Origin of the sequence: Kosakonia sp. LAM2021, assembly GCF_016620385.1 — a bacterium.
Taxonomy (GTDB): Bacteria; Pseudomonadota; Gammaproteobacteria; order Enterobacterales; family Enterobacteriaceae; genus Kosakonia; species Kosakonia sacchari.
The window spans coordinates 60,240-86,382 of the sequence record NZ_JAENHT010000016.1; the positions used below are offsets into that span (position 1 = coordinate 60,240).

The window sequence follows — 26,143 nt, forward strand, 5'->3', positions numbered from 1 at the left end:
TCCCTCTATGCTCGCTCGCTTAGCGCCAGACACCTTTGGTATCGACAACGAACTGCTGGCCAATGCTGGCGCTCTCCACCGCTTTAAACTCGTTATGATCAACGAGCATCACCAGCACATCGGCCTGCGCCAGCGCATCATGGGTATTTACCAGCGTGGCGTGTCCGGCGAATTTAGCCGGCAGTTGATGAATATTCGGCTCCACCACCAGCGTTTCACCGCTGTGCCACTGCGCGATGTCGAGGGCAATTTCCATTGCCGGGCTTTCACGCAAATCATCGATATTGGGCTTAAAGGCCAGCCCGAAACAGGCGATTTTGATTTCACTGGCGCGTTTGCCGCTGGCCGTCAGGCAATCGGCAACCAACGCTTTAACCTGATTCAGCACCCAGTGCGGCTTAAAGTCGTTAACTTCACGCGCGGTGCGGATAAGCCGTGACTGCTGCGGATTCTGCGCGACAATAAACCACGGATCAACGGCGATACAGTGTCCGCCGACACCAGGCCCAGGCTGGAGAATATTGACGCGCGGATGGCGGTTCGCCAGGCGAATCAACTCCCAAACGTTGATCCCCTGATCGGCGCAAATCAGCGACAGTTCGTTGGCAAATGCAATGTTGACATCGCGGAAACTGTTTTCGGTAAGTTTGCACATTTCAGCGGTACGCGAGTTGGTCACCACGCATTCGCCTTCAAGGAAAATTTTGTACAGCTCGCTGGCTCGCGCCGAACAAACCGGCGTCATCCCGCCAATCACGCGGTCGTTTTTAAGCAGCTCGACCATCACTTGCCCCGGCAGCACGCGCTCCGGGCAGTAGGCGATATTAACGTCAGCGTTTTCACCCGCCTGCTGCGGGAAAGTAAGATCCGGGCGCGCTTCGGCTAGCCACTGCGCCATCTGTTCTGTTGCCCCTACCGGTGAGGTCGACTCAAGGATCACTAACGCGCCTTTGCCAAGCACTGGCGCGATGGATTTAGCCGCCGCCTCAACATAGGCCATATCCGGCTCGTGCTCGCCTTTAAACGGCGTTGGCACGGCGATCAAGTAAGCATCTGCGACGACAGGTGTGGTGCTCGCGCGAAGATAGCCACCGTTTACCGCCGATTTCACTACACTTCCCAGTTCCGGCTCGACGATATGGATTTCGCCGCGATTAATGGTTTCCACCGCGCTGGCGTTGATATCGACGCCAACAACCTGCTTCTGCCGTGAAGCAAACGCCGCCGCGGTAGGCAGACCAATATAGCCCAGGCCAATAACGGAAATGGTTTTAAAGCTCATAGTGTTACCCGATTATTTTTAAGTGCGTGCAAAATGCGGCCACAGGCCAGCCCGTCACCATAAGGATTGTGCGCGCGGCTCATCGCCTGCCAGGCATCGTTGTCATGAAGCAGGTGCGAGACCTCTTCCACAATGCGCTGGCGATCCGTGCCAACCAGTTTAACCGTGCCCGCATCGACGGCTTCCGGACGTTCGGTGGTATCACGCATTACTAGCACCGGCTTGCCGAGCGAAGGAGCTTCTTCCTGTATGCCACCCGAATCCGTCAGGATCAGCCAGGCATGATTCATCAACCACAAAAACGGCAGGTAATCCTGGGGTTCGATTAGCGTAACGTTTTCAACATGACCAAGAATTCGGTTTACTGGCTCGCTGACGTTGGGATTCAGATGGACCGGATAGACAATTTGCACATCATCATGTTGCGCGGCGATATCCCCTAGTGCATGGCAAATCTGTTCAAAACCACGACCAAAACTCTCACGGCGATGCCCGGTGACAAGAATGAGTTTTTTATTTCTATTGAGGAACGGATAACGCGCCGCCAGCGCCTCGTAGCGCGAAGGGTTGTTCATCACGCTGTCGCGAACCCAGAAAAGCGCATCAATAACGGTATTGCCGGTGACAAAAATGCGGTTATCCGCAACATTCTCACGGCGTAAATTGAGGCGAGAGTTTTCCGTCGGCGCAAAGTGATACATCGCCAGGTGACCGGTCAGCGTGCGGTTTGCCTCTTCTGGCCATGGCGAAGAGAGATCGCCAGTTCGCAGGCCCGCTTCAACATGCCCGACAGGAATACGCTGATAAAACGCGGCAAGGCTCGCCGCAATCGTCGTTGTCGTGTCGCCATGCACCAGCACCACATCCGGGCGGAAGGATTCAAGGATGGGTTTTAAGCCTTCAAGGATGCCGCAGGTAATTTCCGTAAGCCCTTGTCCCGGCCGCATAATATTTAGATCGTAATCCGGAACAATAGAGAAGAGTGTTAGCACCTGATCAAGCATCTCCCGATGCTGCGCAGTGACGCAAACTCTTGCTTCAAAGTCTGGATCCTTTGCCAGCGCATGTACCAGCGGAGCCATTTTGATGGCTTCTGGCCTCGTGCCAAATACGGTAAGTACTTTCACAACGATTCTCTTCGATTAGAGGATGAAGGCATCATGCCTTCATCTCGGACAGCGTTTAGTTCGAACGGCGGCGCATTAATGCAATACCCGACCCGATTAGCGCACCGACAATTCCCCACATGATCATCAGGAAAGCACGACGCGGGCTGTCGCGTTTTACCGGTTCTTCCGGCGTACGCAAATAACGATATGTCTGAAAACGGGGATCAAGGGTCGGACCGACGTTAAGCGTATTCAGCATTGCCCGATTTTGATCATAGTCCAGATCAAACTGCGGCCCCACTGCCCGCAGATTTTCCAGCCGCGCTTGCAGCATTGGGCGCCCCAGCATAAACAGTTCTGAATCTGGCAGTTCATCTGGCGGAACTTCGGTCTCAGTGCGTGAAATGTTGTGCTGTTGAGCGATTTGAAGTGCTTGCTCAACGCTGTGCAGACGGCGGTTAAAAATCGCCTTTGCTACTTCTTCCTGGCGTTTAACCTGTGCTTTCATCTGGATAGTACGCGCGGCCCAGGCGCCTTTCAGCTCATCGTTAAGATGGCTGGCGGCACGCTGGCTGGCAAAAGCGACATACTGACGCAGCAAATTGTTGGCATCTGGCGCGGTTTCAGCAATCAACTTAACGTTGTCGTTAAAGTTGCGGACAACATCTCCAGGCGTGTACTGGATGTTATTGATCAGATCATCAAGCATTGCCGCATCCGCTTTGCTGTTACCAACCAGACGCTGTTTGTAGTAATCCGTCTGCGACCAAAAATCACGCCGTGTATCCCAGGAGGCGAGTTGCATAATGAACTCTTTATACGCCTCATCCATGACCGATACCTGATCGGTAGGTGTCTGGTTAGCTTTGTCGTCCAGGTTACGCAGGAACTGTTGCTGGGAATAATAGCCCCCCAGCATATTAACCGTGGGGCGATCGGTAACTGCGGTTGCACTCCACTCCTGGGTAGCAAAGAAGGTCCAGACTAAGGCGAGCAAAGCAAACAGCAGTGCTATTCCCGCGATCCATAATTTTCCTACCCACAAAGTACGGAATAAGCCCCGGATATCCAGTTCGTTTTCCGTCCCCATTGAAGGTGTTCCTGACGCTGGTTGAATCATCGCTTTCCCGGATTTACTTGGTTAGTGTTGATTTAGAATCGCTATTACGGCGCATTCTGCGTTTAATTCGCTTGATAAAGCGCGCCACTTTCCATGCGCGCTTAATGCAGTAGCCATAGAGAAAGAACGCTAGCAAAAACAGTGCCAACATCACCCATTCCGGGGTGAGGCGGAGATATTCTGCGGCAACGCCGATACTGGCCAGCACAGCGGCTGCAAGAGTAATCAGCAAAAAGGCCTGACGGGAAGTAAACCCTGCGCGCATGATCAGATGATGAATATGCTGGCGATCCGGCGAAAAAGGACTCATTCCTTTGCGTAAACGGCGATACATGATGGCCACCATATCCATCAAAGGAATGGCGATGATCCATAAAGCCGTAACCGGGCTGATCGGGTGTGTTTGGCCCTGCGTCGTTTCGAGTAAAATCCAAATGACGGTAAAACCGATAAGCGTACTTCCGGCGTCACCCATAAAAACTTTGTAGCGACGTCCCAGGATACCCAAATTCAACAAGATGTAAGGAATTATTGCGGCGATCATGGCGAAGCACCACAGCGCAAGGCTAAACTGCCCGTCAAACCATAAAATGAAGCCGATCGCAGCAAACGAAACGCAGGACAGCCCGCCCAGCAGACCATCAATACCATCAACCATATTGAACGCGTTGATTGCCGCCCATATAGCAAATAGTGTCAGTATGTAGCCGAAAGGGCCTAACACCATTTCCCAAGAGCCAAAAATATAGCCGAGGCTGCTGAGATAAAGCTTGCCGACGACCATCATGATAATGGCAATCAATGCCTGGACAGCAGCACGGATTTTTACACTAATATCAAACCGGTCATCCAGAGCACCGACAAACACCAAAACACCGGCGCAGCAGAGATAGAGGGCAGCGTGGGGAATGTAATAATCCGTGATACCAAACGTAAAGCAGACCCCTGCGAATACTGAGATCCCCCCAACAAGAGGGATCAATCCCTGATGCCGTTTACGATAGTTGGGTTTGTCCACCAGCCCGATATATCTTGCTATTTTACGAGCAAAAAACAAAAAGACGGTTGTGAACAAGAAAATACTGAATAATTCAGTAAACGCAGTGAGTAAATTCACAATGGATGCTCTCAGCGAATGTTAATCCTGGCAGTATAACGACGTCGCCATGCCCTATAAAATGAGAAAGCAGGTCGTTTACAAGCTTTATTGTCTGTTTTTCAACCGAACGAGATATTCAACAGATTTATCTATCACTCTTGAGCGGCCGGCCTCGGACAATGCCTGTCCCAGTGCATATAGCGTATAGCTCGCAAATAAAAAACGCCACGTAAAAACGTGGCGCTTCCGAGGTTTATTTATATTAAGAGCGCTTCATCATGTCGAAGAATTCATCATTAGTCTTCGTCATTGCCAGCTTGTTAATGAGGAACTCCATCGCGTCGATCTCACCCATCGGGTGAATGATTTTGCGCAGGATCCACATTTTCTGCAGCTCTTCCTGAGTGGTGAGCAGCTCTTCTTTACGCGTACCAGAACGGTTGTAATCAATCGCCGGGAAGACGCGTTTTTCAGCTATTTTACGCGAGAGGTGCAGTTCCATGTTACCGGTGCCTTTAAACTCTTCGTAAATCACTTCATCCATTTTTGAACCGGTATCAATCAGCGCGGTCGCGATAATGGTCAGGCTGCCGCCCTCTTCCACGTTACGCGCGGCACCGAAGAAGCGTTTCGGGCGGTGCAGGGCGTTCGCGTCGACACCACCGGTCAGTACCTTGCCAGAGGCCGGAACAACGGTATTGTAAGCGCGTGCCAGGCGAGTGATGGAGTCCAGCAGAATGATAACGTCTTTCTTGTGTTCGACCAGGCGTTTAGCCTTCTCGATAACCATTTCTGCAACCTGCACGTGACGGGAAGCCGGTTCGTCAAAGGTAGAAGCAACCACTTCGCCTTTAACCAGACGTTGCATCTCGGTCACTTCTTCCGGACGCTCGTCAATCAGCAGCACCATCAGTACGCAGTCAGGATGGTTGTAAGCAATGCTCTGCGCGATGTTCTGCAGCAGCATGGTTTTACCGGCTTTTGGCGGTGCGACAATCAGACCACGCTGACCGCGACCGATCGGCGACGCCAGATCCAGTACGCGTGCGGTTAAGTCTTCCGTCGAGCCATTACCACGTTCCATACGCAGACGAGAGTTCGCGTGCAGCGGCGTTAAGTTTTCGAACAGAATCTTATTGCGCGCGTTTTCCGGCTTATCGAAGTTCACCTCGTTAACTTTCAGCAATGCAAAGTAACGTTCACCTTCTTTAGGCGGGCGAATCTTACCTGAAATGGTGTCACCAGTACGGAGGTTGAAACGGCGGATTTGGCTGGGGGATACGTAGATGTCGTCGGGGCCGGCGAGGTAGGAGCTGTCTGCGGAACGGAGGAAACCAAATCCATCCTGCAGAATCTCCAGCACGCCATCGCCAAAGATATCTTCGCCACTCTTCGCGTGCTGCTTCAGGATGGCGAAAATGATGTCCTGTTTGCGCATACGGGCCAGGTTTTCCAGCCCCATATTTTCGCCGAGAGTGATCAGCTCAGAAACCGGCGTATTCTTTAATTCGGTAAGATTCATAATGGTGTGGGTTCTTAAACTCGGGGTAGATCTCGAACTTAATGTTGTGAATGGTATGGCAGGGTCATCCATGCCTGTTAACGGCCATCAACTTATGTCTGATCGGTGCCTGGTCACAGGAAAGTACGCAGAACTGAAACGATAAGACGGAATAAGTGATAAGCCCGGAATCTGTCGACTTCTCTCGCGATGGTGTTGCTCTGCGGGAAGTATCGGGGTAATGCAAGATTCAAACAACTAAAGGTATGTTCAAAACGAAGTCAAAACTAAATTAGCACGGCTGAAGCCGGGCGTCCAGCGATCCAAAAAAATTAGGACTGCTGGCACGCCGGCAGAGTCTGGGGTTACGCCAGGTTGGCGTCCAGGAACTCTTTCAGTTGGCCTTTAGACAAGGCGCCAACTTTGGTTGCTGCAACTTCGCCGTTTTTAAACAGCAGCAGGGTCGGGATGCCACGGATGCCGTATTTCGGCGCGGTGCCCGGATTCTGGTCGATGTTCAGTTTCGCAATGGTCAGCTTGCCTTCGTACTCATCAGCGACTTCATCCAGAATCGGGGCGATCATTTTACACGGTCCACACCACTCTGCCCAGAAATCAACGAGCACAAGCCCGTCCGCTTTGAGTACATCCGTGTCAAAACTATCGTCAGTCAGGTGAATAATTTTATCGCTCATATATAACTCCACAGGAATAAGCCTGGCATGTTGGTGTAGCATAAAACAGCAACGTGTTGATGCCACAATAACCAACTAAAGGTTGACTTTATTTCACCGGATACGCTTTCGTAAAGCAATAGTAAGCTGATATTCTACCACACTATGAGCAAAACACATTTAACAGAACAGAAGTTTACCGACTTCGCCCTGCACCCAAAGGTGATCGAAGCCCTTGAAAAAAAAGGGTTTCATAATTGCACGCCTATTCAGGCTCTGGCTCTTCCGCTGACGCTGGCGGGCCGTGATGTTGCAGGTCAGGCGCAAACCGGTACCGGCAAAACGATGGCGTTTTTAACGTCAACGTTTCATTATCTTCTCTCTCACCCGGCAATTGAAGACCGTAAAGTGAACCAGCCGCGCGCGATTATTATGGCGCCGACACGTGAACTCGCGGTGCAAATTCACGCCGATGCAGAACCGCTGGCGCAGACGACTGGCCTGAAACTGGGTCTGGCTTACGGCGGTGACGGCTACGACAAACAGCTGAAAGTACTGGAAAGCGGTGTCGATATTTTAATCGGCACCACGGGCCGAATGATCGATTACACCAAACAGAACCATATTAACCTGGGCGCGATCCAGGTCGTGGTGCTGGACGAAGCAGATCGTATGTACGATCTGGGCTTTATCAAAGATATCCGCTGGCTGTTCCGCCGTATGCCACCCGTGACTTCACGTTTGAATATGCTCTTCTCCGCCACGCTGTCCTACCGGGTGCGCGAGCTGGCGTTTGAGCAGATGAATAACGCTGAATACGTGGAAGTAGAGCCGGAACAAAAAACGGGCCATCGTATTAAAGAAGAGCTTTTCTACCCGTCTAACGACGAGAAAATGCGCCTGCTGCAAACGTTGATCGAAGAAGAGTGGCCAGATCGCGCCATTATCTTCGCTAACACCAAACACCGCTGTGAAGATATCTGGGGCAGCCTGGCCGCAGATGGTCATCGTGTTGGTTTGCTGACCGGCGATGTTGCGCAGAAAAAACGCCTGCGTATTCTTGATGAGTTCACGCGCGGCGATCTCGACATTCTGGTGGCGACTGACGTTGCCGCACGTGGTCTGCATATTCCTGCGGTCACGCACGTTTTTAACTACGATCTGCCGGATGATTGCGAAGATTATGTTCACCGTATCGGTCGTACCGGCCGTGCTGGCGCCAGTGGTCACTCAATCAGCCTCGCCTGTGAAGAGTACGCATTGAACCTGCCGGCGATTGAGACCTATATCGGGCACTCGATTCCGGTCAGCAAATACGATCCGGATGCCCTGCTCACCGAGCTGCCGCCGCCAAAACGTCTGACGCGTTCACGCTCTGGCAACGGTCCACGCCGCAGCGGTGGCGCTCCACGTAATCGTCGTCGTTCAGGTTAAAAATATGCTCGGTTCCGCCTCGCTCTATGCCGCTATCGATCTTGGATCCAACAGTTTTCATATGCTGGTTGTGCGCGAGGTGGCGGGAAGCATTCAGACGCTTTCTCGCATCAAACGTAAAGTTCGCCTGGCTGCAGGATTAAGCCCCGATAATCGTCTTTCTCAGGAAGCGATGGAGCGAGGCTGGCAGTGCCTGCGGCTGTTTTCCGAACGTCTACAGGATATTCCCCAGGAGCAAATCCGCGTCGTAGCAACGGCCACGTTGCGTCTGGCGGTTAACGCGCAGGAATTTATCGACAAAGCGCAAGAAATCCTTGGCTGCCCGGTGCAGGTCATTAGCGGCGAGGAAGAAGCGCGGCTGATTTATCAGGGCGTTGCGCACACAACGGGTGGTGCGGATCAGCGTCTGGTGGTTGATATTGGCGGTGCCAGCACGGAGCTGGTGACCGGCACCGGGGCACAAACGACCTCCCTTTTCAGCCTGTCGATGGGCTGCGTCACCTGGCTTGAGCGCTTTTTCACCGACCGAAATCTCGGACAGGAAAACTTCGCCGCCGCCGAACAGGCCGCGCGCGAGGTGCTGCGCCCGGTTGCCGATGAGCTTCGCCGCCATGGCTGGAAAGTTTGTGTCGGGGCATCGGGTACGGTTCAGGCGCTGCAAGAAATCATGATGGCGCAGGGCATGGATGAGCGCATCACCCTCGCTAAATTGCAGCAGCTTAAACAGCGCGCCATACAGTGCGGACGGCTTGAAGAGCTGGAAATCGAAGGCCTGACACTCGAACGCGCTTTGGTGTTCCCGAGCGGTCTGGCAATCCTTATCGCTATCTTCACCGAAATGAATATTGAAAGCATGACGCTGGCCGGTGGCGCATTACGCGAAGGTCTGGTCTACGGCATGTTGCACCTGGCGGTAGATGAAGACATTCGTAGCCGCACGCTGCGCAATATTCAACGCCGTTTTATTATCGATACCGATCAATCCCGCCGCGTGACAACCCTGGCCGGGCGTTTTGCGCAGAGCGTTGCTAAAGTGTGGGAATTAGATGCGTACAGCATCGAAATTCTGAAAGTTGCCTGCGAACTGCATGAAATTGGTTTGAGCATTGAGTTCAAGCAAGCACCGCTACACGCGGCATGGCTGGTACGTAATCTCGATTTGCCAGGGTTTACCCCCGCGCAAAAGAAACTGCTCGCGACACTGCTGCTTAATCAGACGAACGCCGTCGATCTCTCGTCGCTGCATCAGCAAAACGCCGTACCGCCGCGCGTAGCCGAGCATCTTTGTCGTCTGCTTCGTCTTGCCATTATTTTCGCCAGCCGTCGTCGCGATGATCTGCTGCCGGAAATTGCGGTTACCGCGCAGGGAGAGAAGCTGGTGCTGACACTACCGCAAGGGTGGCTGGCAAGTCATCCGCTTGGCGCAGAGCTAATTGATCAGGAAAGCCAGTGGCAGAGTTACGTGCACTGGTCGCTGGAAATCCAGTAATTCTCATATGAATATTGCCCGCTCGCTGCGGGCTTTTTATTGCTCGCTGAAAACCAACGTTCAGCAGCGCTACCGGATTCAACCTTACAGAGCGGGCAGACGCTTCTTTTTAACTTTTTCAGCCTGCTCTTCAAGAGCGTAATCAACGCCGCCTTCACTGAAAGCAGATTTTTATTTGTCCTTCGCTTTCGCCAGCATTGCGCGAATATTTGCCACGTTGGCCTGACCTTTATGCATGCGCTCTTCGGCGCTGACCACTTTGCGTTCCTGCTCCCAAATCAGATCGTCCTGCGGCAGTTCCAGCAGGAAGCGGCTCGGTTCCGGGCGGACTAACTCGCCGTACTGGCGGCGTTCTTTGCAGAGGGTGAAAATCAGCTCTTTCTGCGCACGGGTGATGCCCACATAAGCCAGCCGCCGCTCTTCATCGACGTTATCTTCATCGATACTGCTCTGGTGTGGCAATAACCCCTCTTCCATACCAACAAGGAAAACATACGGAAATTCAAGGCCTTTAGACGCGTGCAACGTCATCAACTGCACCTGATCGGATTCGTCGTCACTCTCGCCACGCTCCATCATGTCGCGCAGGGTAAAGCGCGTGACGACTTCCGCCAGCGTCATCGGCTCGTCCAGTTCGCTGCCTTCCAGCATCTCCGTCATCCAGCCGAACAGCGTGTTGACGTTTTTCATGCGCATCTCTGCCGCTTTCGGGCTGGCGGATGTTTCGAACAACCAGGATTCGTAATCGATGCCATGTATTAAATCGCGCACCGCCGCGATGGGTTCGCGTTCCGACAAGCGCTGAACCTCACCCAGCCAGTGAGTAAACCGCGTCAGCGCGTCGTAACCGCGCCCGGTCAGCGTCTGATTCAGGCCAACGTCGAAGCTGGCGGCAAACAGGCTCTTATTGCGCAACATCGCCCATTCGCCCAGCTTCTGCAGCGTCGCCGAGCCAATTTCACGCTTTGGCGTATTCACGATGCGCAAAAACGCACTGTCATCATCCGTATTGGTCAGTACCCGCAAATAGGCCAGCAGATCTTTGATTTCCGGGCGCGAAAAGAACGAGGTGCCGCCGGAAATCTTGTACGGGATGCGGTTCTGCATCAGGAATTTTTCGAATACGCGCGACTGGTGGTTGCCGCGATAGAGGATCGCATAATCCTTATATTCGGTTTTATTCACGAAGTGGTGAGCAATCAGCTCACCGGTCACGCGCTCGGCTTCATGTTCTTCGTGGTTGGCGCTGAGCACTTTCAGCTCCGCACCGTAACCCAGCTCGGAAAAAAGCCGCTTTTCGAACACGTGTGGGTTGTTGGCGATGAGGATATTCGCCGCTTTCAGGATGCGCCCGGAAGAGCGGTAGTTTTGCTCCAGCTTAATTACCTGCAATGCCGGGAAATCCTGGCTCAGCAGCACCAGGTTTTGCGGTCGCGCCCCGCGCCACGAATAAATAGACTGGTCATCGTCACCCACGACGGTGAAGCGCGCACGCTGGCCCACTAACAGCTTTACCAGCTCATACTGACTGGTGTTGGTGTCCTGATATTCATCCACCAGCAGATAACGGATCTTGTTCTGCCAGCGTTCGCGTACCTCTTCATTGCGCTGTAATAACAGTGTTGGCAGCAGGATCAGGTCGTCAAAATCGAGTACGTTACAGGCCTTCATATGGGCGTCGTACAGACCATAGCAATGAGCAAAAATACGATCGCGTTCGCCGTTTGCGCGCGCAGCGGCCTGCGACGGTGTCAGCAGATCGTTTTTCCAGTTTGAGATCGTAGAGATCAACTGTTGCAGCACTACTTTGTCATCGTCGATCAGCCCTTCAGTCAGATCTTTCAGCAGGGCGACCTGATCGGTATCGTCAAACAGGGAAAAGTTAGATTTCATCCCCAACGCGGCGAATTCACGTTTGATGATATTCAGCCCCAGCGTATGGAACGTAGAGATCATCAGTCCACGCGCCTCTTTGCGCCCCAGCGTCTGCGCAACACGTTCTTTCATCTCGCGCGCCGCTTTGTTGGTAAAGGTTACCGCCGCAATATGTTTCGCCTGATAGCCGCAGCCACGGATCAAATGGGCGATTTTATTGGTGATCACGCGTGTTTTACCGGATCCCGCCCCCGCCAGCACCAGGCATGGTCCGGTGACGAATTCGACGGCTTGTTGTTGTCCGGGGTTTAAACGCATAAAAAAATCACTCAATGAAAAGTCTGGAGGGGAAATATATACACAAAATCATTCAGGCCGTTAATCTTCAGCCGCTTACTATGTAAGTGGTGGGATAACGAATCTGCCGGAATTCAGATTTTAACGCAGCTTACTGCGGCACCAACGGCCCTCGCATAAGTTGAACTGCAGACGCAACTCGAAGCCGAGGCAGAATGAAGATCGAAGTATATAAACGCGTGGTAGTATAGCCAGCCTCAACAACCTCACTCAAGGCACGATCATGGCAAAAACCGCAGCAGCACTGCATATCCTTGTTAAAGAAGAGAAACTGGCACTGGATCTTCTGGAACAGATCAAAAACGGCGGCGATTTCGAAAAGCTGGCGAAGAAACACTCTATCTGCCCGTCAGGCAAAAAAGGCGGACATTTGGGCGAATTCCGTCAGGGCCAGATGGTTCCCGCGTTCGATAAAGTGGTGTTCTCCTGCCCGGTGCTGGAGCCAACCGGCCCGCTGCACACCCAGTTCGGTTACCACATCATCAAAGTGCTGTACCGCAACTAATCATTGAGCCTCTCATTACAGAGAGGCTGTTTTTTATTTGTGCGATTGCAGTTTCTGCTGTGCGTCATGCTTCATCACATGCATACCGATCGCCGCCTGGAACACTTTAAACATCAGGCCATTAATCAACGTCGCCAGCGTAATGGTAATAAACGCCGTCATCACCCAGTCAATCAATGCAAAGCCGCTGTGCAACAGCGCAGGACGGTACACCAGCATGCCGCCAAACACCGCCCAGTGGCTCAGACAATAGAAACACTGAAACAAGTGCCCTAACATCGCGTTCTTTTTCACCGTCCATTCACGAAAAGCTGCAAATAGCTCCGTTTGCGTCACCGTTATTGAAATGCTGCTGGCAGCCAGCGCAATCATCAGACAGGTGGTTAAATCTGCAATCATCAGTGGTGCCCCTTTTCGTTGAAGTAACTAATAAATTCCGCGCCGACATCTTGTAGCGTCAGGTTTTTAAAACGTTCAAGGATCAGCGATTGCGCGTCGGCAAGCGTCGATGACATCACCCGGTTCACCCCTTGTTCAACCAGACATTCGGGGTTCTCGTTACGATTACCCAATGCGAACAGCGCGGGCGATCCCAGTGCAATGTAGATGTCATAGAGAGTGACATGACTGGCGGAGCGACAAAGCCGCCAGCCGCCGTGGTGCCCTTTGTTCGCGCAGACAATCTGCTTTTCCCGTAACCCGGCGAGCAGTTTGCGAATAAACGCAGGATTGCCGTCGATGTACTCAGCCATCTGTTCTGATGTCATCGGTTTATCGGCCTGTTCCATATGGAGCAGGATGTGCAATGTCGCGGAGAAGGAGTTATTTATTTTCATGTAACTTACGATATTACATAAAAACGAATTCAACAAGACAAATAGGCAAAAAAGATCGCGTCCATTGCCGCGCATAAAAAAGCCCGGAAGCGCTAACGCCTCCGGGCTTAAATTTTTCTATGAACGTCGGCTTGTCGCTACCGAAAGATGATGCGGAATTAACTCGCGACGGCGATACGTTTCATATCCGTCATATAACCGCGCAGTTTCTGGCCCACTTTCTCGATTTCGTGGCTGCGAATCGCATCATTCACATCGCGCAGCTGTGCGTTATCTACCGCGCCTTCAGCAATCGCTTTACCCAAATCGCCCGTTTGCAGCGTAGTCATAAACTCTTTCAGCAGTGGTACGCAAGCGTAAGAGAACAGATAGTTGCCGTATTCCGCGGTATCGGAGATAACTACGTTCATCTCATACAGACGTTTACGCGCGATGGTGTTGGCAATCAGCGGCAGTTCATGCAGCGATTCATAGTAAGCGGACTCTTCGATAATGCCGGACGCCACCATGGTTTCGAACGCCAGTTCAACGCCCGCTTTCACCATCGCAATCATCAGCACGCCTTTATCAAAGTACTCTTGCTCGCTGATTTTGCCTTCAAACTGCGGTGCGGTTTCGAACGCGGTTTTACCGGTTTCTTCACGCCAGGTCAGCAGTTTCTTATCGTCATTGGCCCAGTCAGCCATCATGCCGGAAGAGAACTCACCGGAGATGATGTCGTCCATATGTTTCTGGAACAGCGGCGCCATAATACCTTTCAGCTGTTCTGACAGCGCGTAAGCACGCAGTTTCGCCGGGTTGGACAAGCGATCCATCATCAGCGTAATACCGCCCTGTTTCAGCGCTTCGGTGATGGTTTCCCAACCGAACTGAATCAGTTTTTCTGCGTAAGCCGGGTCAGTACCTTCCGCCACCAGCTTGTCGAAGCACAGCAGGGAACCCGCCTGCAGCATGCCGCAGAGGATGGTCTGCTCGCCCATCAGATCAGATTTCACTTCCGCAACGAAAGAGGACTCCAGAACGCCCGCACGGTGACCACCGGTTGCCGCAGCCCAGGCTTTAGCAATAGCCATACCTTCACCTTTAGGGTCGTTTTCCGGGTGGACGGCGATCAGGGTCGGAACGCCGAAACCGCGTTTGTACTCTTCACGCACTTCAGTGCCAGGGCACTTCGGCGCCACCATCACAACGGTGATGTCTTTACGGATCTGCTCACCCACTTCCACGATGTTGAAACCGTGAGAGTAGCCCAGTGCCGCGCCGTCTTTCATCAGCGGCTGCACGGAACGCACGACGTCAGAGTGCTGTTTGTCCGGCGTCAGGTTCACGACCAGATCCGCCTGCGGGATCAGCTCTTCATACGTGCCGACTTTAAAACCGTTTTCGGTCGCTTTGCGCCAGGACGCGCGTTTTTCCGCAATGGCTTCTTTACGCAGCGCGTAAGAGATATCCAGACCGGAGTCGCGCATGTTCAGGCCCTGGTTCAGGCCCTGAGCGCCGCAGCCGACGATGACCACTTTTTTACCCTGAAGGTAGCTTGCGCCATCGGCAAATTCGTCACGCGCCATAAAGCGGCATTTGCCCAGCTGCGCCAGCTGCTGGCGCAGGTTCAGTGTATTAAAGTAGTTAGCCATTTGAGACCTCGTCGTGTGATGTTGTGTTGTGCCGTTCTTCTTTTGCGCTAACGGGTTGGATTTTCTGTTGCGCAAATTATTCAGGGCAATATTTATTGTTCAGTTCGCTGATAAGCGAGATTGAACCCACTATATGACAGGAAATGCGTTGCTTAAATTGATATATTAACAATGTCACATTGCAATTTTTGCAATGTAAATTTGTGGAGTCTGTCTCATGGATTTACGCGATCTGAAAACATTCCTGCATCTGGCCGAAAGCCGCCATTTTGGCCGCAGCGCGCGCGCCATGCATGTCAGTCCCTCCACGCTTTCGCGACAAATCCAGCGGCTGGAAGAAGATCTTGGGCAGCCGCTGTTTGTGCGCGATAACCGTACCGTCACGCTGACAGAAGCGGGCGAAGAGTTACGCGTTTTCGCGCAGCAAACGTTGTTGCAGTATCAGCAATTGCGCCACACCATCGACCAGCAAGGCCCGTCGCTCTCCGGTGAACTGCATCTTTTCTGTTCCGTTACCGCGGCTTACAGCCATTTGCCGCCGATTCTCGATCGCTTTCGCGCGGAGCATCCGTCGGTAGAGATCAAACTCACCACCGGCGATGCCGCCGATGCGATGGAAAAAGTGGTCACTGGCGAAGCAGATCTGGCAATTGCCGGAAAACCGGAAACGCTGCCCGGCGCGGTAGCGTTTTCGATGCTGGAAAACCTGGCCGTGGTGCTGATAGCACCTGCGCTTCCTTGCCCGGTGCGAAACCAGGTTTCGCAGCCCGAACCGGACTGGTCAACCGTGCCGTTTATCATGGCGGATCAAGGCCCGGTGCGCCGCCGTATCGAGCTGTGGTTCCGCCGTCATAAAATCAGCAACCCGTCGATTTACGCCACCGTCGGTGGTCACGAAGCAATGGTGTCGATGGTCGCGCTCGGTTGCGGCGTGGCGCTAATCCCGGAAGTGGTGCTGGAAAACAGCCCGGAGCCGGTGCGCAACCGCGTGATGATCCTTGAACGCAGCGATGAGAAAACGCCGTTTGAACTCGGCGTGTGTGTACAAAAAAAGCGGCTCTATGAGCCGCTTATTGATGCGTTCTGGAAAATCCTGCCAAACAACTAACCGGCAAGGAAAAAGCGGAACGCCGGGTTATTTGTTTCGTCGTGGCACTCATAGCCCAGCTCGTTGAGCCGGGTTTCGAAATCCGGCTCATGCTCGCCCAGTTCAAATGCGGCCAGAACGCGCCCATAATCGGTACCGTGGCTACGGTAATGGAACAATGAAATATTCCAGTGCGTACCGAGCGTATGCAGGAATTTCAGCAGCGCGCCGGGCGATTCCGGGAACTCAAAACTGTACAGACGTTCGCGCAGCGGTTTTGACGGTCGCCCGCCGACCATGTAACGCACGTGCAGTTTCGCCATCTCATCGTCGGAAAGATCCACGACGCTATAACCGCCTTCGTTTAGCAGTTCGAGGATCTCTTTGCGCTCTTCCAGCCCCCGGCTTAAACGTACACCGACAAAAATGCAGGCATCTTTGGCATCGGCAAAGCGATAGTTAAACTCGGTAACGGAGCGCCCGCCCAACAACTGGCAGAACTTCAGGAAGCTACCTTTCTCTTCCGGAATGGTCACCGCCAGCAGCGCTTCCCGCTGCTCGCCCAGTTCGCAACGCTCAGAAACATAACGTAAGCCGTGGAAATTGACGTTCGCGCCGGAAAGCACATGCGCCAGCCGTTCGCCGCGGATGTTGTGTTTAGCAATGTATTTTTTCATCCCCGCCAGCGCCAGCGCGCCGGACGGTTCCGCCACAGCGCGGACATCTTCGAACAAATCTTTCATCGCCGCGCAAATCGCATCGCTATCGACGGTGATGATATCGTCGAGATACGCCTGGCACAGGCGGAAAGTTTCGTTACCAATGCGTTTTACCGCCACGCCTTCGGCAAACAAGCCCACGCGCGGTAGCTCGACCGGATGGCCTGCATCCAGCGCCGCTTTCAGGCACGCGGAGTCTTCCGCTTCCACCGCAATCACTTTGATTTGCGGCATCAGTTGTTTAATCAACACTGCCACGCCCGCCGCTAAACCGCCGCCGCCGACCGGCACGAAAACCCGATCGATATGTGCGTCCTGTTGCAGCAACTCCAGTGCCAGCGTGCCCTGCCCGGCGATCACCATCGGATGATCAAACGGCGGCACAAAGGTGAAACCTTGTTGTTCAGCCAGTTCAATGGCTTTCGCTTTCGCTTCGTCGAAGTTGGCACCGTGCAGCAGCACTTCGCCACCAAAGCCGCGCACCGCATCCACTTTGATATCCGCAGTGGCAACCGGCATCACAATCAGCGATTTGATACCCAGGCGCGTCGATGACATCGCCACGCCCTGCGCGTGGTTGCCCGCAGAAGCAGTAATCACACCGTGCGCTTTCTGCTCAGGTGTCAGCCCGGCAATCATTGCGTACGCGCCACGCAGCTTAAAGCTGTGCACCGGCTGGCGGTCTTCGCGTTTGACCAGAATTACGTTGTCGAGACGCGAAGAGAGTTTCTCCATTTTTTGCAGCGGCGTTACCTGCGCCGCTTCGTAAACCGGCGCACGCAGCACCGCTCTCAGATACTCCGCGCCTTCGGGAGCTGCTGAGAGGGGTTGGGATTCGGCCATCATTAACCCCCAAGTTTGGATTTATCGCGAACCGCGCCTTTATCCGCACTGGTCGCGAGGCTGGCATAAGCGCGCAGCGCGAAGGAGACCTGACGCTCACGGTCAACCGGTGTCCAGGCTTTATCACCGCGGGCTTCCTGTGCTTCACGGCGCGCCGCCAGTTCACGGTCACTCAGTTGCAGTTGAATGCTACGGCTCGGAATATCGATAGCGATGATATCGCCGTCTTCAATCAGGCCGATATTGCCGCCGCTTGCCGCTTCCGGGGAAACATGGCCGATAGACAAACCTGATGTTCCGCCGGAGAAACGCCCGTCGGTGATCAGCGCACACGCTTTGCCGAGGCCCATCGATTTCAGGAAGCTGGTTGGGTAGAGCATTTCCTGCATCCCCGGCCCGCCTTTCGGCCCTTCGTAGCGAATCACCACCACATCGCCAGCGACAACTTTACCGCCGAGAATGGCTTCCACCGCCGCATCCTGGCTTTCGTACACTTTCGCCGGGCCGGTGAATTTCAGGTTGCTGTCATCAACGCCTGCGGTTTTGACGATACAGCCGTTTTCCGCAAAGTTGCCGTACAGCACGGCCAGACCACCGTCCTGGCTGTAAGCGTGCTCCAGCGAACGGATGCAGCCTTCAGCGCGATCGTCATCCAGCGTGTCCCAGCGGCAATTCTGCGAGAACGCCTGTGTGGTGCGGATGCCCGCCGGACCTGCGCGGAACATGGTTTTCACCGCGTCGTCTTTGGTCAGCATCACGTCGTACTGCTCAAGGGTTTGCGGCAGCGTCAGACCGAGCACATTTTTCACGTCACGGTTCAACAAGTTAGCGCGGTCCAGCTCACCGAGGATACCCAGCACGCCACCGGCGCGGTGCACATCCTCCATATGATATTTCTGCGTACTCGGCGCGACTTTACACAGCTGCGGAACTTTGCGAGACAGCTTATCGATATCACTCATGGTGAAATCAATTTCCGCTTCCTGCGCGGCGGCCAGCAGATGCAGAACGGTGTTAGTAGAGCCGCCCATGGCGATATCCAGCGTCATGGCGTTCTCAAACGCCGCTTTGCTGGCGATAGAACGCGGCAGCGCGCTGGTGTCATCCTGCTCGTAATAGCGTTTGGTCAGCTCAACAATGCGTTTGCCCGCGTTGATAAACAGATCTTTGCGGTCAGCATGGGTTGCCAGCAGCGAGCCATTACCCGGCTGCGACAGCCCTAGCGCTTCGGTCAGACAGTTCATCGAGTTGGCGGTGAACATGCCGGAACAGGAGCCGCAAGTTGGGCAGGCGGAACGTTCTACCTGATCGCTCTGATCGTCAGAGACTTTCGGGTCTGCGCCCTGAATCATCGCATCCACCAGATCGAGTTTGATTATCTGGTTGGAGAGTTTTGTTTTCCCAGCTTCCATCGGGCCGCCGGAGACGAAAATCACCGGAATATTCAACCGCAGAGAGGCCATCAGCATCCCTGGGGTGATTTTGTCGCAGTTGGAAATACACACCATCGCGTCAGCGCAGTGGGCATTGACCATATATTCAACGGAATCGGCAATCAGCTCGCGGGAAGGCAGTGAGTAAAGCATGCCGCCGTGGCCCATGGCGATGCCATCATCAACGGCGATGGTGTTGAACTCTTTCGCCACGCCGCCTGCGGCTTCGATTTGCTCCGCAACCAGCTTACCAAGATCGCGCAAGTGAACGTGGCCCGGCACGAACTGGGTAAACGAGTTCACGACGGCGATAATCGGCTTGCCGAAATCGGCGTCGGTCATCCCGGTTGCGCGCCACAGCGCGCGGGCACCCGCCATATTGCGCCCGTGGGTGGTGGTGGCGGAACGGTACTTAGGCATGCTCTTTTACTCCCGTCTATCTTGTCGATGGGGTGGTGCGTGCCATCCCATATTTATTTGCTATACCCTAAATAATTCGGGTTGTAGGAAGGCGGCAAGCGAGCGAATCCCCGGGATCTTACATAAGTAAGTGACTGGGGTGAACGAGTGCGGCCAACACACCTACAACCTGAAGTATGACGGGTATTTATGGATTAACTTGATCCAACCAGCCCCACTTATCTTCCGTTTCACCGGTGAAGAGGCCAAAGAATGCTTGCTGAATACGTTTAGTGACCGGGCCGCAACGACCTTCGCCAACCTGAATACCGTCGACGCTGCGTACCGGTGTGATTTCCGCTGCGGTACCGGACATAAACACTTCATCCGCCAGATACAGCGATTCGCGGGACAGCACTTGCTCGCGAACTTCGATGTTCAGCTCTTTCGCCAGCTTGATGATCGCATCGCGGGTGATACCCGGCAGGGCAGAAGAGGTGAACGGCGGCGTGAACAGGATGCCGTCTTTTACTTCAAACAGGTTTTCACCTGCGCCTTCAGAGATGTAGCCGTTAACATCCAGCGCAATCCCTTCCTGGTAGCCGTGACGGCGCGCTTCGCTGCCAACAAGCAGGGAAGAGAGGTAGTTACCGCCCGCTTTCGCGGCTGTCGGGATGGTGTTCGGCGCAACGCGGTTCCAGGAAGAAACCATCGCGTCGATCCCCTGATCCAGTGCTTCCGCACCGAGGTAAGCGCCCCACGGGAACGCGGCGATGATCACATCAGTGGTGTAGCCCGCCGGAGGGTTAACGCCCATGCCAACATCGCCCACAAACACCAGCGGACGAATATAGGCGCTGGTCAGATTGTTTTTGCGGATCACTGCGCGGCAGGCTTCCATCAGCTCATCAACACTCTGAGATACCGGGAAACGATAGATTTTGGCGGAATCGCGCAGACGTTGCATATGTTCACGATGGCGGAAGACTACCGGACCTTTGTGCGAGTCATAGCAACGGATACCTTCAAATACGGAAGTGCCGTAATGCAGCGCGTGGGACATCACGTGAACTTTTGCATCTTCCCAACGAACCATCTCGCCATTAGACCAAATGTAGTCTGCTTTTTTCGTCGTCATTATTCTTCCTTTTGCGCTTACGCGCGGATTTGTTGTGATTGTGATGATGTGGCACGCTGGCGGATATCAACCCGGGCAACGTCAACAAGTTTGCTTAACTGGCTAAACAGTAATTCGACAGGCCGCGGGCTGGCAACGGTCAATTCGATATTTATGTTCCGTGCATCACTGGCGGTTTCCATATTCATTGCACACACCTGAAAGCCACGGTGGCGCACCACGCGCAGTACGCGTTCTAATGTTTCCGGATTGAAGCGGGCCTCAACGGCAACCTGATGTTGCATCATGATAATTTCTCCAGCATTTGTGAGTTACTGGCGCCGGGCGGCACCAACGGCCAGACATTCTCAAGTTCATCGATTGAGACATGAAGCAGGTATGGCCCTGGGCTCGTGAGCATCGTGTCGAGTGCCGCTTCAACCTGGTCTTTTCGGGTGATGTGCTGGCCTGGGATGCCGAAAGCGCTGGCCAGCGTGAGGAAATCGGGGTTATCAGTCAGGGTAGTTTCGCTATAACGCTCGTTGAAGAATAACTGCTGCCACTGGCGAACCATCCCTAAACGCTGGTTGTCCAGTAAGACAATCTTCAGCGGTAATTGCTTACGTTTAACGGTGCCGAGCTCCTGAACATTCATCATGAAGGAGCCGTCACCGGAGATACAGATTACCGTATCGTCCGGGCGGGCAACCTGCGCGCCAACAGCGGCCGGCAAACCAAAACCCATCGTACCTAATCCACTGGACGTGATGAAATCTTCCGGGCGGCTGAAACACAGATGTTGCGCCGCCCACATCTGATGCTGGCCAACGTCGGTAGTGACCACGCTGTTTTCCGGTTTGCGATCGGAGAGCTGTTTTAATAACAGCGGCGCATAAATAGCTTCACCCGGATGATCGTAACGCCAGGCGTGTTCGCGACGCAGATCCGCGCTGTATTGACGCCATGCATCAATTGCCAACGGTTGTTGCAGCGCAGGCAGCAACGCATTTAAATCGCCCTGCAACGCAACGTGCGCCTGCCGCAGTTTGCTCATTTCCGCCGGATCGATATCCATATGGATCACTTTGGCATTCGGCGCGAAGGTATTCAGCTTGCCGGTCACGCGATCGTCAAATCGGGCGCCAACGGCAATAAGTAGGTCGCACTCCTGCACGGCAAAATTCGCGGCTTTCGTACCGTGCATCCCCAGCATGCCAAGATAATAAGCATACTCAGCCTCCACCGCGCCCAGCCCTTTCAACGTGCAAGTGACCGGCATTTGCGTCACGCTCAGAAACTCACGCAGCGCCGGAACCGCCTGCGCCATGCCAACACCGCCACCAACGTACAGCATCGGTTTTGTTGCCTGCGAAAGCATCTGCACGGCCTGTTCAACTTCAGCCTGCGGAAAATAATGCTCATCGTCGACAGTCGCAAACCAGGGATCAAGATCGCCAACAGCCAGCTGAATGTCTTTCGGAATATCAACCAGAACCGGGCCAGGGCGGCCAGAATTTGCCACGTAGAAAGCCTCAGCCATGACTCGCGGTAATTCTTCCAGCGATTCAACCAGAAAGCTGTGCTTCGTGCAGGCGAGGGATAAACCCAATACGTCCACTTCCTGAAACGCGTCGGTGCCAATAAGTGGAGCTGCAACCTGACCGGTGATGGCAACAACCGGAACGGAATCTAATAATGCGTCAGCAAGACCGGTGATCAGATTCGTCGCACCTGGGCCGGAAGTGGCGATACAAACGCCGGTCTTACCGGTGGCGCGAGCATAGCCGATAGCGGCCATCGCCGCGCCCTGCTCGTGCCGGCAAAGTAGGTGTTCCACGCCGCCGTCATACAATGCATCGTAAACCGGCATAATTGCGCCGCCCGGATAGCCGAAGACGATATCGACTTTCTGCGCTCGCAACGCATGTACTACCCACTGTGCCCCATTCATAGTCAGTTCCCCGCCGGATATCGGGAGAAACAGAATTTTGTGCTACTACTCATTCTCTGCTCCTCGTTTATGTTTTTAGGTCATAAAAAAACCCCCGGACCTTTCGGTGCGGGGGTCTTAGTTCGTTAAGGCTTGTTTTTTAAGCCTTTCCTCGTCCAAGTGCAGCCCCGCACGGTGGGATAATAATCACCACCACGCTAATTACGACCAGGCTAATCACTCGTAGAAGGGCTTTCATTTGTGTTCGTTCTTGCTTCATGTTCGAAGGAATGCCTAAAGAGGTAACACAGATTTAAGGCAAGAAACAAGAAAAATTTATGACGCAGTTTGCGGCCGCACCGACAAATTGACAAAAAATGTTTGTTTTATATAGAGAAAAGTCTTAATGAAAATTTCTCACACCTGGCAGTCGTGATAAAAGGCTGCGATCAACATTCCAACACGATGAAATAAGTGACTAATTGCAGCGAAATTCAGGAAACGTGCGCGCAAAAACAGCTTTCCGATGATGATAAACGATAACCAAAACAGATAATGTCTGCGAAAAGGAGAGCCTATGGCATTGTCTGTAATTTTTACGCGAGCGGCGTTAGGCGTGACGGCCCCCCTGGTTACCGTTGAAGTGCATATCAGTAACGGGCTGCCGGGGCTGACTATTGTCGGGCTACCGGAAACCACGGTTAAAGAAGCACGCGATCGTGTTCGTAGCGCCATTATCAACAGCGGATATGAATTCCCGGCGAAACGGATCACGATCAACCTGGCACCCGCAGATCTACCCAAAGAAGGTGGACGGTATGATTTACCCATCGCTATCGCGCTCCTGTCCGCTTCTGAGCAGCTAACGGCATCAGAACTGAGTCGTTATGAGTTTGTCGGCGAACTTGCCCTTACAGGCGCATTACGTGGGGTTCCCGGTGCCATCTCTTCTGTCATTGAGGCGGTAAAAGCCAACAGGCGCATCGTTATTGCCAGAGAAAACGAAGCTGAAGCTAGCCTTACAGAAACACAGGAGTGTCTGGTTGCTGACCATTTACAGGAAGTGTGTGCGTTTCTGGAAGGAAAACAGGCATTAGCTTCACCTGTCCCCTTTTGTGGCAGCCAGGAGGCCTACAGTGAGGATTTAAGCGATGTTATTGGGCAGGAACAAGGGAAGCGCGCACTGGAAATTACTGCGGCAGGTGGACATAACCTGTTGTTAATAGGACCTCCGGGCACGGGTAAGACCATGCTGGCCAGCCGGTTGGGAGGATTGTTGCCGCCATTGAACAACCAGGAAGCACTGGAAAGCGCGGCCATTATGAGCGTGGTCAATTCAGCAGCACTCTCTCGTCACTGGCGCAGACGCCCATTCAGAGCGCCGCATCACAGCGCTTCACTGGCGGCACTTGTCGGCGGCGGCTCCATACCCGGTCCGGGGGAGATTTCACTGGCGCATAATGGCGTTCTGTTTCTGGATGAATTACCGGAATTTGAACGCCGCGTGTTGGATGCACTCCGCGAACCTATCGAATCCGGACAAATCCATCTCTCGCGGGCAAGGGCGAAAGTTACCTACCCCGCACGTTTCCAGTTAATCGCCGCTATGAACCCGAGCCCGACCGGCCATTACCGGGGAAACCATAACCGCTCGACACCGGAGCAAACGCTGCGCTATTTGGGAAAGCTATCAGGCCCTTTTCTCGATCGCTTCGATCTCTCACTCGAAATCCCCCTGCTTGCACCGGGGTTGATGAGCCAGCAACAGCATAAAGGTGAAAGCAGCGAAACAGTACGCTTACGGGTTATTCAGGCCCGGGCACGGCAATACCAGCGGCAGAATAAACTCAACGCACGTCTGGACAGTAGCGAAACGAAACAGCTTTGTATACTTACCAGAGAAGACGGGAACTGGCTGGAAGAGACGTTAACACGGCTGGGATTGTCGGTACGCGCCTGGCAACGCCTGTTGAGAGTTGCACGAACGATAGCCGATCTTGAACAAGAGCCTGCGATCCAGCGAGCGCACCTGCAGGAAGCGTTAAGTTATCGCGCAATCGACAGACTACTGATTCATTTGCAAAAGATGCTGATGTAAAAAAGGGGCCTTAGCCCCTTTTCTCTTAATCTTCGGAATCCGTATAGTCTTCCGCACCTTCCATCTGTGGTTTCCCACCTGAAAGGGTGTGAAAGCGTTTCGGGCGCTTAATGCGTGCCATATATTTGATCCAGACGCGTTCTGCTTCGGTGTCTGGCTCACGCTCTCCACGGCACACTGCAACGAATTGCGTTTCTTCTGCAGTCACTGGTTCACGCTTACCGAGTTCCAGCTCGTTAAAAGCATAACCATGGCGCTCAAGCAGTTGCGCCTCTTTGATGGTGAAGTCACCGTGGCGAGAGAACCCGCGCGGATAATTCTTATTGTCGAAAAAACGATTCGTCGTCGTAAAGCTTTCCGCCATCCTGCACGCTCCTAATTCTTTGGCCGAGCTATTTATGGCGCGGAGTATTAGTTACGCTTGACAGAGTGTAAAACAAAACATTTAAATCATTACGACAAATATTTTTGTGGAGAAAACTGTGGATACGGAATTATTAAAAACTTTCCTCGAAGTTAGCAGGACTCGTCACTTCGGTCGTGCAGCCGAAGCACTCTATCTGACCCAGTCCGCGGTGAGTTTTCGTATTCGCCAGTTAGAGAACCAACTTGGGGTTAATCTCTTTACACGCCATCGCAACAATATCCGCCTGACAGCAGCGGGCGAAAAGCTGCTGCCGTATGCGGAAACATTGATGAGCACCTGGCAAGCAGCAAGAAAGGAAGTGGCGCACACATCGCGACACCACCAATTTTCAATTGGGGCCAGCGCATCCCTGTGGGAATGTATGCTTAGCGATTGGTTAACCCGGCTGTATAACCTGCAAGGGAACCTTCAGTTCGAAGCACGAATTGCACAACGGCAATCATTGGTTAAACAGCTCCATGAGCGGCAACTGGATCTGTTGATCACGACTGAAACACCGAAGATGGATGAATTTAGCAGCCAGTTGCTCGGCCATTTCACACTTGCGCTTTATTGCGCAACCCCCGAAAAGAGCAGGTCAGAATTGAATTACCTGCGCCTCGAATGGGGTCCGGATTTTCAGCAGCATGAGGCGGAGTTAATCGCCAGTGATGACGTGCCAACATTGACGACCAGTTCAGCAGAAGTGGCGCGTCAGCAATTACCGCAGCTCAATGGCTGCACCTGGCTGCCTGTCTCATGGGCAGAGCAAAAAGAGAAGTTGTATCCGGTTGCTGACACAACGACACTTTCTCGCCCACTTTATGCAATTTGGCTGCAGAATAGCGATAAACAGAATCAGATCCGCGATCTTTTGAAACTCAAAGTGATTGACTGAATATTTTTGGCAAGGATGCCACGCGAGAGATTATTTATAGCCTGAGCGCTGAAAAAGAAGCAAAAAAAATCCTTAGCAGATGCTAAGGATTATTTCTGGCAGGGGCGGAGGGACTCGAACCCCCAACACCCGGTTTTGGAGACCGGTGCTCTACCAATTGAACTACGCCCCTAATAAGGGTGGCGGAACGGACGGGACTCGAACCCGCGACCCCCTGCGTGACAGGCAGGTATTCTAACCGACTGAACTACCGCTCCACCGAATTTCTTTACAACCACCGGTTTGTTGCCCCGGTTCA

At 53.4% G+C, this 26,143-nt stretch carries 24 protein-coding genes and 2 tRNA genes; 6 read left to right on the forward strand and 20 right to left on the reverse strand.

What is annotated here, in order from left to right; all coding sequences use genetic code 11:
* Positions 1–19: 19 nt before the first annotated feature.
* The 6 genes from wecC to trxA all read right to left on the reverse strand — a co-directional run bounded on the left by wecC (position 20) and on the right by trxA (position 6,806).
* Positions 20–1,282, reverse strand: coding sequence for a UDP-N-acetyl-D-mannosamine dehydrogenase (wecC, locus tag JKP81_RS22450; protein WP_200553525.1), 1,263 nt, complete (start codon positions 1,280–1,282; stop codon positions 20–22).
* The gene (gene wecB / locus JKP81_RS22455; RefSeq protein ID WP_200553526.1) at positions 1,279–2,409 is read right to left on the reverse strand and encodes a non-hydrolyzing UDP-N-acetylglucosamine 2-epimerase; all 1,131 of its coding nucleotides are present in this window, start codon (positions 2,407–2,409) and stop codon (positions 1,279–1,281) included. The genes wecC and wecB overlap by 4 nt, the downstream gene beginning before the upstream one ends.
* Positions 2,410–2,464: 55 nt before the next feature.
* On the reverse strand, positions 2,465–3,511 hold the full coding sequence (gene wzzE / locus JKP81_RS22460) for an ECA polysaccharide chain length modulation protein (protein ID WP_200553527.1): 1,047 nt from the start codon (positions 3,509–3,511) through the stop codon (positions 2,465–2,467).
* 13 nt (positions 3,512–3,524) lie between these two features.
* Positions 3,525–4,628: a UDP-N-acetylglucosamine--undecaprenyl-phosphate N-acetylglucosaminephosphotransferase gene (gene wecA / locus JKP81_RS22465; protein ID WP_200553528.1), complete on the reverse strand. Its 1,104-nt coding sequence runs from the start codon at positions 4,626–4,628 to the stop codon at positions 3,525–3,527.
* Between the two features lie 244 nt (positions 4,629–4,872).
* Complete coding sequence (rho, locus tag JKP81_RS22470) at positions 4,873–6,132, reverse strand: transcription termination factor Rho (RefSeq protein WP_004386383.1); 1,260 nt, start codon at positions 6,130–6,132, stop codon at positions 4,873–4,875.
* Between the two features lie 344 nt (positions 6,133–6,476).
* Positions 6,477–6,806 (reverse strand): thioredoxin TrxA, encoded by a 330-nt coding sequence (trxA, locus tag JKP81_RS22475; protein ID WP_017459713.1) that lies wholly within the window; start codon positions 6,804–6,806, stop codon positions 6,477–6,479.
* A 144-nt stretch (positions 6,807–6,950) separates the two neighbouring features.
* On the opposite strand from trxA, the gene rhlB reads away from it, so the two are divergent.
* Entirely contained in the window at positions 6,951–8,219 is a 1,269-nt protein-coding gene (gene rhlB / locus JKP81_RS22480; RefSeq protein ID WP_017459712.1) for an ATP-dependent RNA helicase RhlB, read from the forward strand.
* 4 nt (positions 8,220–8,223) lie between these two features.
* A complete protein-coding gene (gene gppA, locus JKP81_RS22485; protein ID WP_200553529.1) occupies positions 8,224–9,708 on the forward strand; it encodes a guanosine-5'-triphosphate,3'-diphosphate diphosphatase in 1,485 nt (494 codons plus the stop codon).
* A 171-nt stretch (positions 9,709–9,879) separates the two neighbouring features.
* Here gppA and rep read toward each other — a convergent pair whose 3' ends face one another.
* A complete protein-coding gene (rep, locus tag JKP81_RS22490; protein WP_200553530.1) occupies positions 9,880–11,901 on the reverse strand; it encodes a DNA helicase Rep in 2,022 nt (673 codons plus the stop codon).
* Between the two features lie 262 nt (positions 11,902–12,163).
* On the opposite strand from rep, the gene ppiC reads away from it, so the two are divergent.
* The gene (ppiC, locus tag JKP81_RS22495; protein WP_001140255.1) at positions 12,164–12,445 is read left to right on the forward strand and encodes a peptidylprolyl isomerase PpiC; all 282 of its coding nucleotides are present in this window, start codon (positions 12,164–12,166) and stop codon (positions 12,443–12,445) included.
* A gap of 33 nt (positions 12,446–12,478) precedes the next feature.
* Here ppiC and JKP81_RS22500 read toward each other — a convergent pair whose 3' ends face one another.
* From JKP81_RS22500 to ilvC, 3 genes are all read right to left on the reverse strand, one after another.
* Positions 12,479–12,844 (reverse strand): DUF1360 domain-containing protein, encoded by a 366-nt coding sequence (locus tag JKP81_RS22500; protein ID WP_200553531.1) that lies wholly within the window; start codon positions 12,842–12,844, stop codon positions 12,479–12,481.
* The gene (locus tag JKP81_RS22505) at positions 12,844–13,281 is read right to left on the reverse strand and encodes an Rrf2 family transcriptional regulator (RefSeq protein ID WP_200553532.1); all 438 of its coding nucleotides are present in this window, start codon (positions 13,279–13,281) and stop codon (positions 12,844–12,846) included. Before JKP81_RS22505 ends, JKP81_RS22500 begins: the two co-directional genes overlap by 1 nt.
* A gap of 158 nt (positions 13,282–13,439) precedes the next feature.
* On the reverse strand, positions 13,440–14,915 hold the full coding sequence (gene ilvC, locus JKP81_RS22510) for a ketol-acid reductoisomerase (protein WP_200553533.1): 1,476 nt from the start codon (positions 14,913–14,915) through the stop codon (positions 13,440–13,442).
* Between the two features lie 217 nt (positions 14,916–15,132).
* Here ilvC and ilvY point away from each other — a divergent pair, with 217 nt between their 5' ends.
* Complete coding sequence (gene ilvY, locus JKP81_RS22515; RefSeq protein WP_020455991.1) at positions 15,133–16,023, forward strand: HTH-type transcriptional activator IlvY; 891 nt, start codon at positions 15,133–15,135, stop codon at positions 16,021–16,023.
* Here ilvY and ilvA read toward each other — a convergent pair.
* From ilvA to ilvL, 7 genes are all read right to left on the reverse strand, one after another.
* Positions 16,020–17,564, reverse strand: coding sequence for a threonine ammonia-lyase, biosynthetic (gene ilvA / locus JKP81_RS22520; protein ID WP_200553540.1), 1,545 nt, complete (start codon positions 17,562–17,564; stop codon positions 16,020–16,022). The genes ilvY and ilvA overlap by 4 nt on opposite strands.
* A gap of 2 nt (positions 17,565–17,566) precedes the next feature.
* Complete coding sequence (gene ilvD, locus JKP81_RS22525; protein ID WP_200553534.1) at positions 17,567–19,417, reverse strand: dihydroxy-acid dehydratase; 1,851 nt, start codon at positions 19,415–19,417, stop codon at positions 17,567–17,569.
* A gap of 187 nt (positions 19,418–19,604) precedes the next feature.
* Positions 19,605–20,534: a branched-chain amino acid transaminase gene (locus JKP81_RS22530; protein ID WP_020455988.1), complete on the reverse strand. Its 930-nt coding sequence runs from the start codon at positions 20,532–20,534 to the stop codon at positions 19,605–19,607.
* 17 nt (positions 20,535–20,551) lie between these two features.
* Entirely contained in the window at positions 20,552–20,821 is a 270-nt protein-coding gene (gene ilvM / locus JKP81_RS22535; protein ID WP_017459702.1) for an acetolactate synthase 2 small subunit, read from the reverse strand.
* Positions 20,818–22,464 (reverse strand): acetolactate synthase 2 catalytic subunit, encoded by a 1,647-nt coding sequence (gene ilvG, locus JKP81_RS22540; protein WP_200553535.1) that lies wholly within the window; start codon positions 22,462–22,464, stop codon positions 20,818–20,820. Before ilvG ends, ilvM begins: the two co-directional genes overlap by 4 nt.
* A gap of 2 nt (positions 22,465–22,466) precedes the next feature.
* Positions 22,467–22,517: a peptide IlvX gene (gene ilvX / locus JKP81_RS23805; RefSeq protein WP_202819293.1), complete on the reverse strand. Its 51-nt coding sequence runs from the start codon at positions 22,515–22,517 to the stop codon at positions 22,467–22,469.
* A gap of 86 nt (positions 22,518–22,603) precedes the next feature.
* Positions 22,604–22,702: an ilv operon leader peptide gene (gene ilvL, locus JKP81_RS22545; protein ID WP_015966468.1), complete on the reverse strand. Its 99-nt coding sequence runs from the start codon at positions 22,700–22,702 to the stop codon at positions 22,604–22,606.
* Positions 22,703–23,020: 318 nt separating this feature from the next.
* Between ilvL and JKP81_RS22550 the strand changes: the two genes are divergently transcribed.
* Positions 23,021–24,541 carry a YifB family Mg chelatase-like AAA ATPase gene (locus JKP81_RS22550; protein WP_200553536.1) on the forward strand — a complete coding sequence of 507 codons (1,521 nt, stop codon included), beginning with the start codon at positions 23,021–23,023 and terminating at the stop codon, positions 24,539–24,541.
* Positions 24,542–24,566: 25 nt separating this feature from the next.
* Here JKP81_RS22550 and JKP81_RS22555 read toward each other — a convergent pair whose 3' ends face one another.
* Positions 24,567–24,905 (reverse strand): DUF413 domain-containing protein, encoded by a 339-nt coding sequence (locus tag JKP81_RS22555; protein ID WP_017459699.1) that lies wholly within the window; start codon positions 24,903–24,905, stop codon positions 24,567–24,569.
* A 106-nt stretch (positions 24,906–25,011) separates the two neighbouring features.
* Between JKP81_RS22555 and hdfR the strand changes: the two genes are divergently transcribed.
* The gene (hdfR, locus tag JKP81_RS22560) at positions 25,012–25,845 is read left to right on the forward strand and encodes an HTH-type transcriptional regulator HdfR (protein WP_200553537.1); all 834 of its coding nucleotides are present in this window, start codon (positions 25,012–25,014) and stop codon (positions 25,843–25,845) included.
* A 96-nt stretch (positions 25,846–25,941) separates the two neighbouring features.
* Here hdfR and JKP81_RS22565 read toward each other — a convergent pair.
* Together JKP81_RS22565 and JKP81_RS22570 are read right to left on the reverse strand one after the other, a co-directional pair.
* Positions 25,942–26,017: transfer RNA gene (locus JKP81_RS22565), tRNA-Trp, on the reverse strand.
* Positions 26,018–26,025: 8 nt separating this feature from the next.
* Positions 26,026–26,102 (reverse strand) — tRNA-Asp (locus tag JKP81_RS22570).
* Positions 26,103–26,143 lie beyond the last annotated feature (41 nt).

Excerpts from the sequence above, each read along its gene's own strand:
- wecC (WP_200553525.1), bottom strand. The coding sequence starts at position 1,282 with ATGAGCTTTAAAACCATTTCCGTTATTGGCCTGGGCTATATTGGTCTG.
- wzzE (WP_200553527.1), bottom strand. The coding sequence starts at position 3,511 with ATGATTCAACCAGCGTCAGGAACACCTTCAATGGGGACGGAAAACGAA.
- rho (WP_004386383.1), bottom strand. The coding sequence starts at position 6,132 with ATGAATCTTACCGAATTAAAGAATACGCCGGTTTCTGAGCTGATCACT.
- trxA (WP_017459713.1), bottom strand. The coding sequence starts at position 6,806 with ATGAGCGATAAAATTATTCACCTGACTGACGATAGTTTTGACACGGAT.
- rhlB (WP_017459712.1), top strand. The coding sequence starts at position 6,951 with ATGAGCAAAACACATTTAACAGAACAGAAGTTTACCGACTTCGCCCTG.
- gppA (WP_200553529.1), top strand. The coding sequence starts at position 8,224 with ATGCTCGGTTCCGCCTCGCTCTATGCCGCTATCGATCTTGGATCCAAC.
- rep (WP_200553530.1), bottom strand. The coding sequence starts at position 11,901 with ATGCGTTTAAACCCCGGACAACAACAAGCCGTCGAATTCGTCACCGGA.
- ppiC (WP_001140255.1), top strand. The coding sequence starts at position 12,164 with ATGGCAAAAACCGCAGCAGCACTGCATATCCTTGTTAAAGAAGAGAAA.
- JKP81_RS22500 (WP_200553531.1), bottom strand. The coding sequence starts at position 12,844 with ATGATTGCAGATTTAACCACCTGTCTGATGATTGCGCTGGCTGCCAGC.
- JKP81_RS22505 (WP_200553532.1), bottom strand. The coding sequence starts at position 13,281 with ATGAAAATAAATAACTCCTTCTCCGCGACATTGCACATCCTGCTCCAT.
- ilvC (WP_200553533.1), bottom strand. The coding sequence starts at position 14,915 with ATGGCTAACTACTTTAATACACTGAACCTGCGCCAGCAGCTGGCGCAG.
- ilvY (WP_020455991.1), top strand. The coding sequence starts at position 15,133 with ATGGATTTACGCGATCTGAAAACATTCCTGCATCTGGCCGAAAGCCGC.
- ilvA (WP_200553540.1), bottom strand. The coding sequence starts at position 17,564 with ATGGCCGAATCCCAACCCCTCTCAGCAGCTCCCGAAGGCGCGGAGTAT.
- ilvD (WP_200553534.1), bottom strand. The coding sequence starts at position 19,417 with ATGCCTAAGTACCGTTCCGCCACCACCACCCACGGGCGCAATATGGCG.
- JKP81_RS22530 (WP_020455988.1), bottom strand. The coding sequence starts at position 20,534 with ATGACGACGAAAAAAGCAGACTACATTTGGTCTAATGGCGAGATGGTT.
- ilvM (WP_017459702.1), bottom strand. The coding sequence starts at position 20,821 with ATGATGCAACATCAGGTTGCCGTTGAGGCCCGCTTCAATCCGGAAACA.
- ilvG (WP_200553535.1), bottom strand. The coding sequence starts at position 22,464 with ATGAATGGGGCACAGTGGGTAGTACATGCGTTGCGAGCGCAGAAAGTC.
- ilvL (WP_015966468.1), bottom strand. The coding sequence starts at position 22,702 with ATGAAAGCCCTTCTACGAGTGATTAGCCTGGTCGTAATTAGCGTGGTG.
- JKP81_RS22550 (WP_200553536.1), top strand. The coding sequence starts at position 23,021 with ATGGCATTGTCTGTAATTTTTACGCGAGCGGCGTTAGGCGTGACGGCC.
- JKP81_RS22555 (WP_017459699.1), bottom strand. The coding sequence starts at position 24,905 with ATGGCGGAAAGCTTTACGACGACGAATCGTTTTTTCGACAATAAGAAT.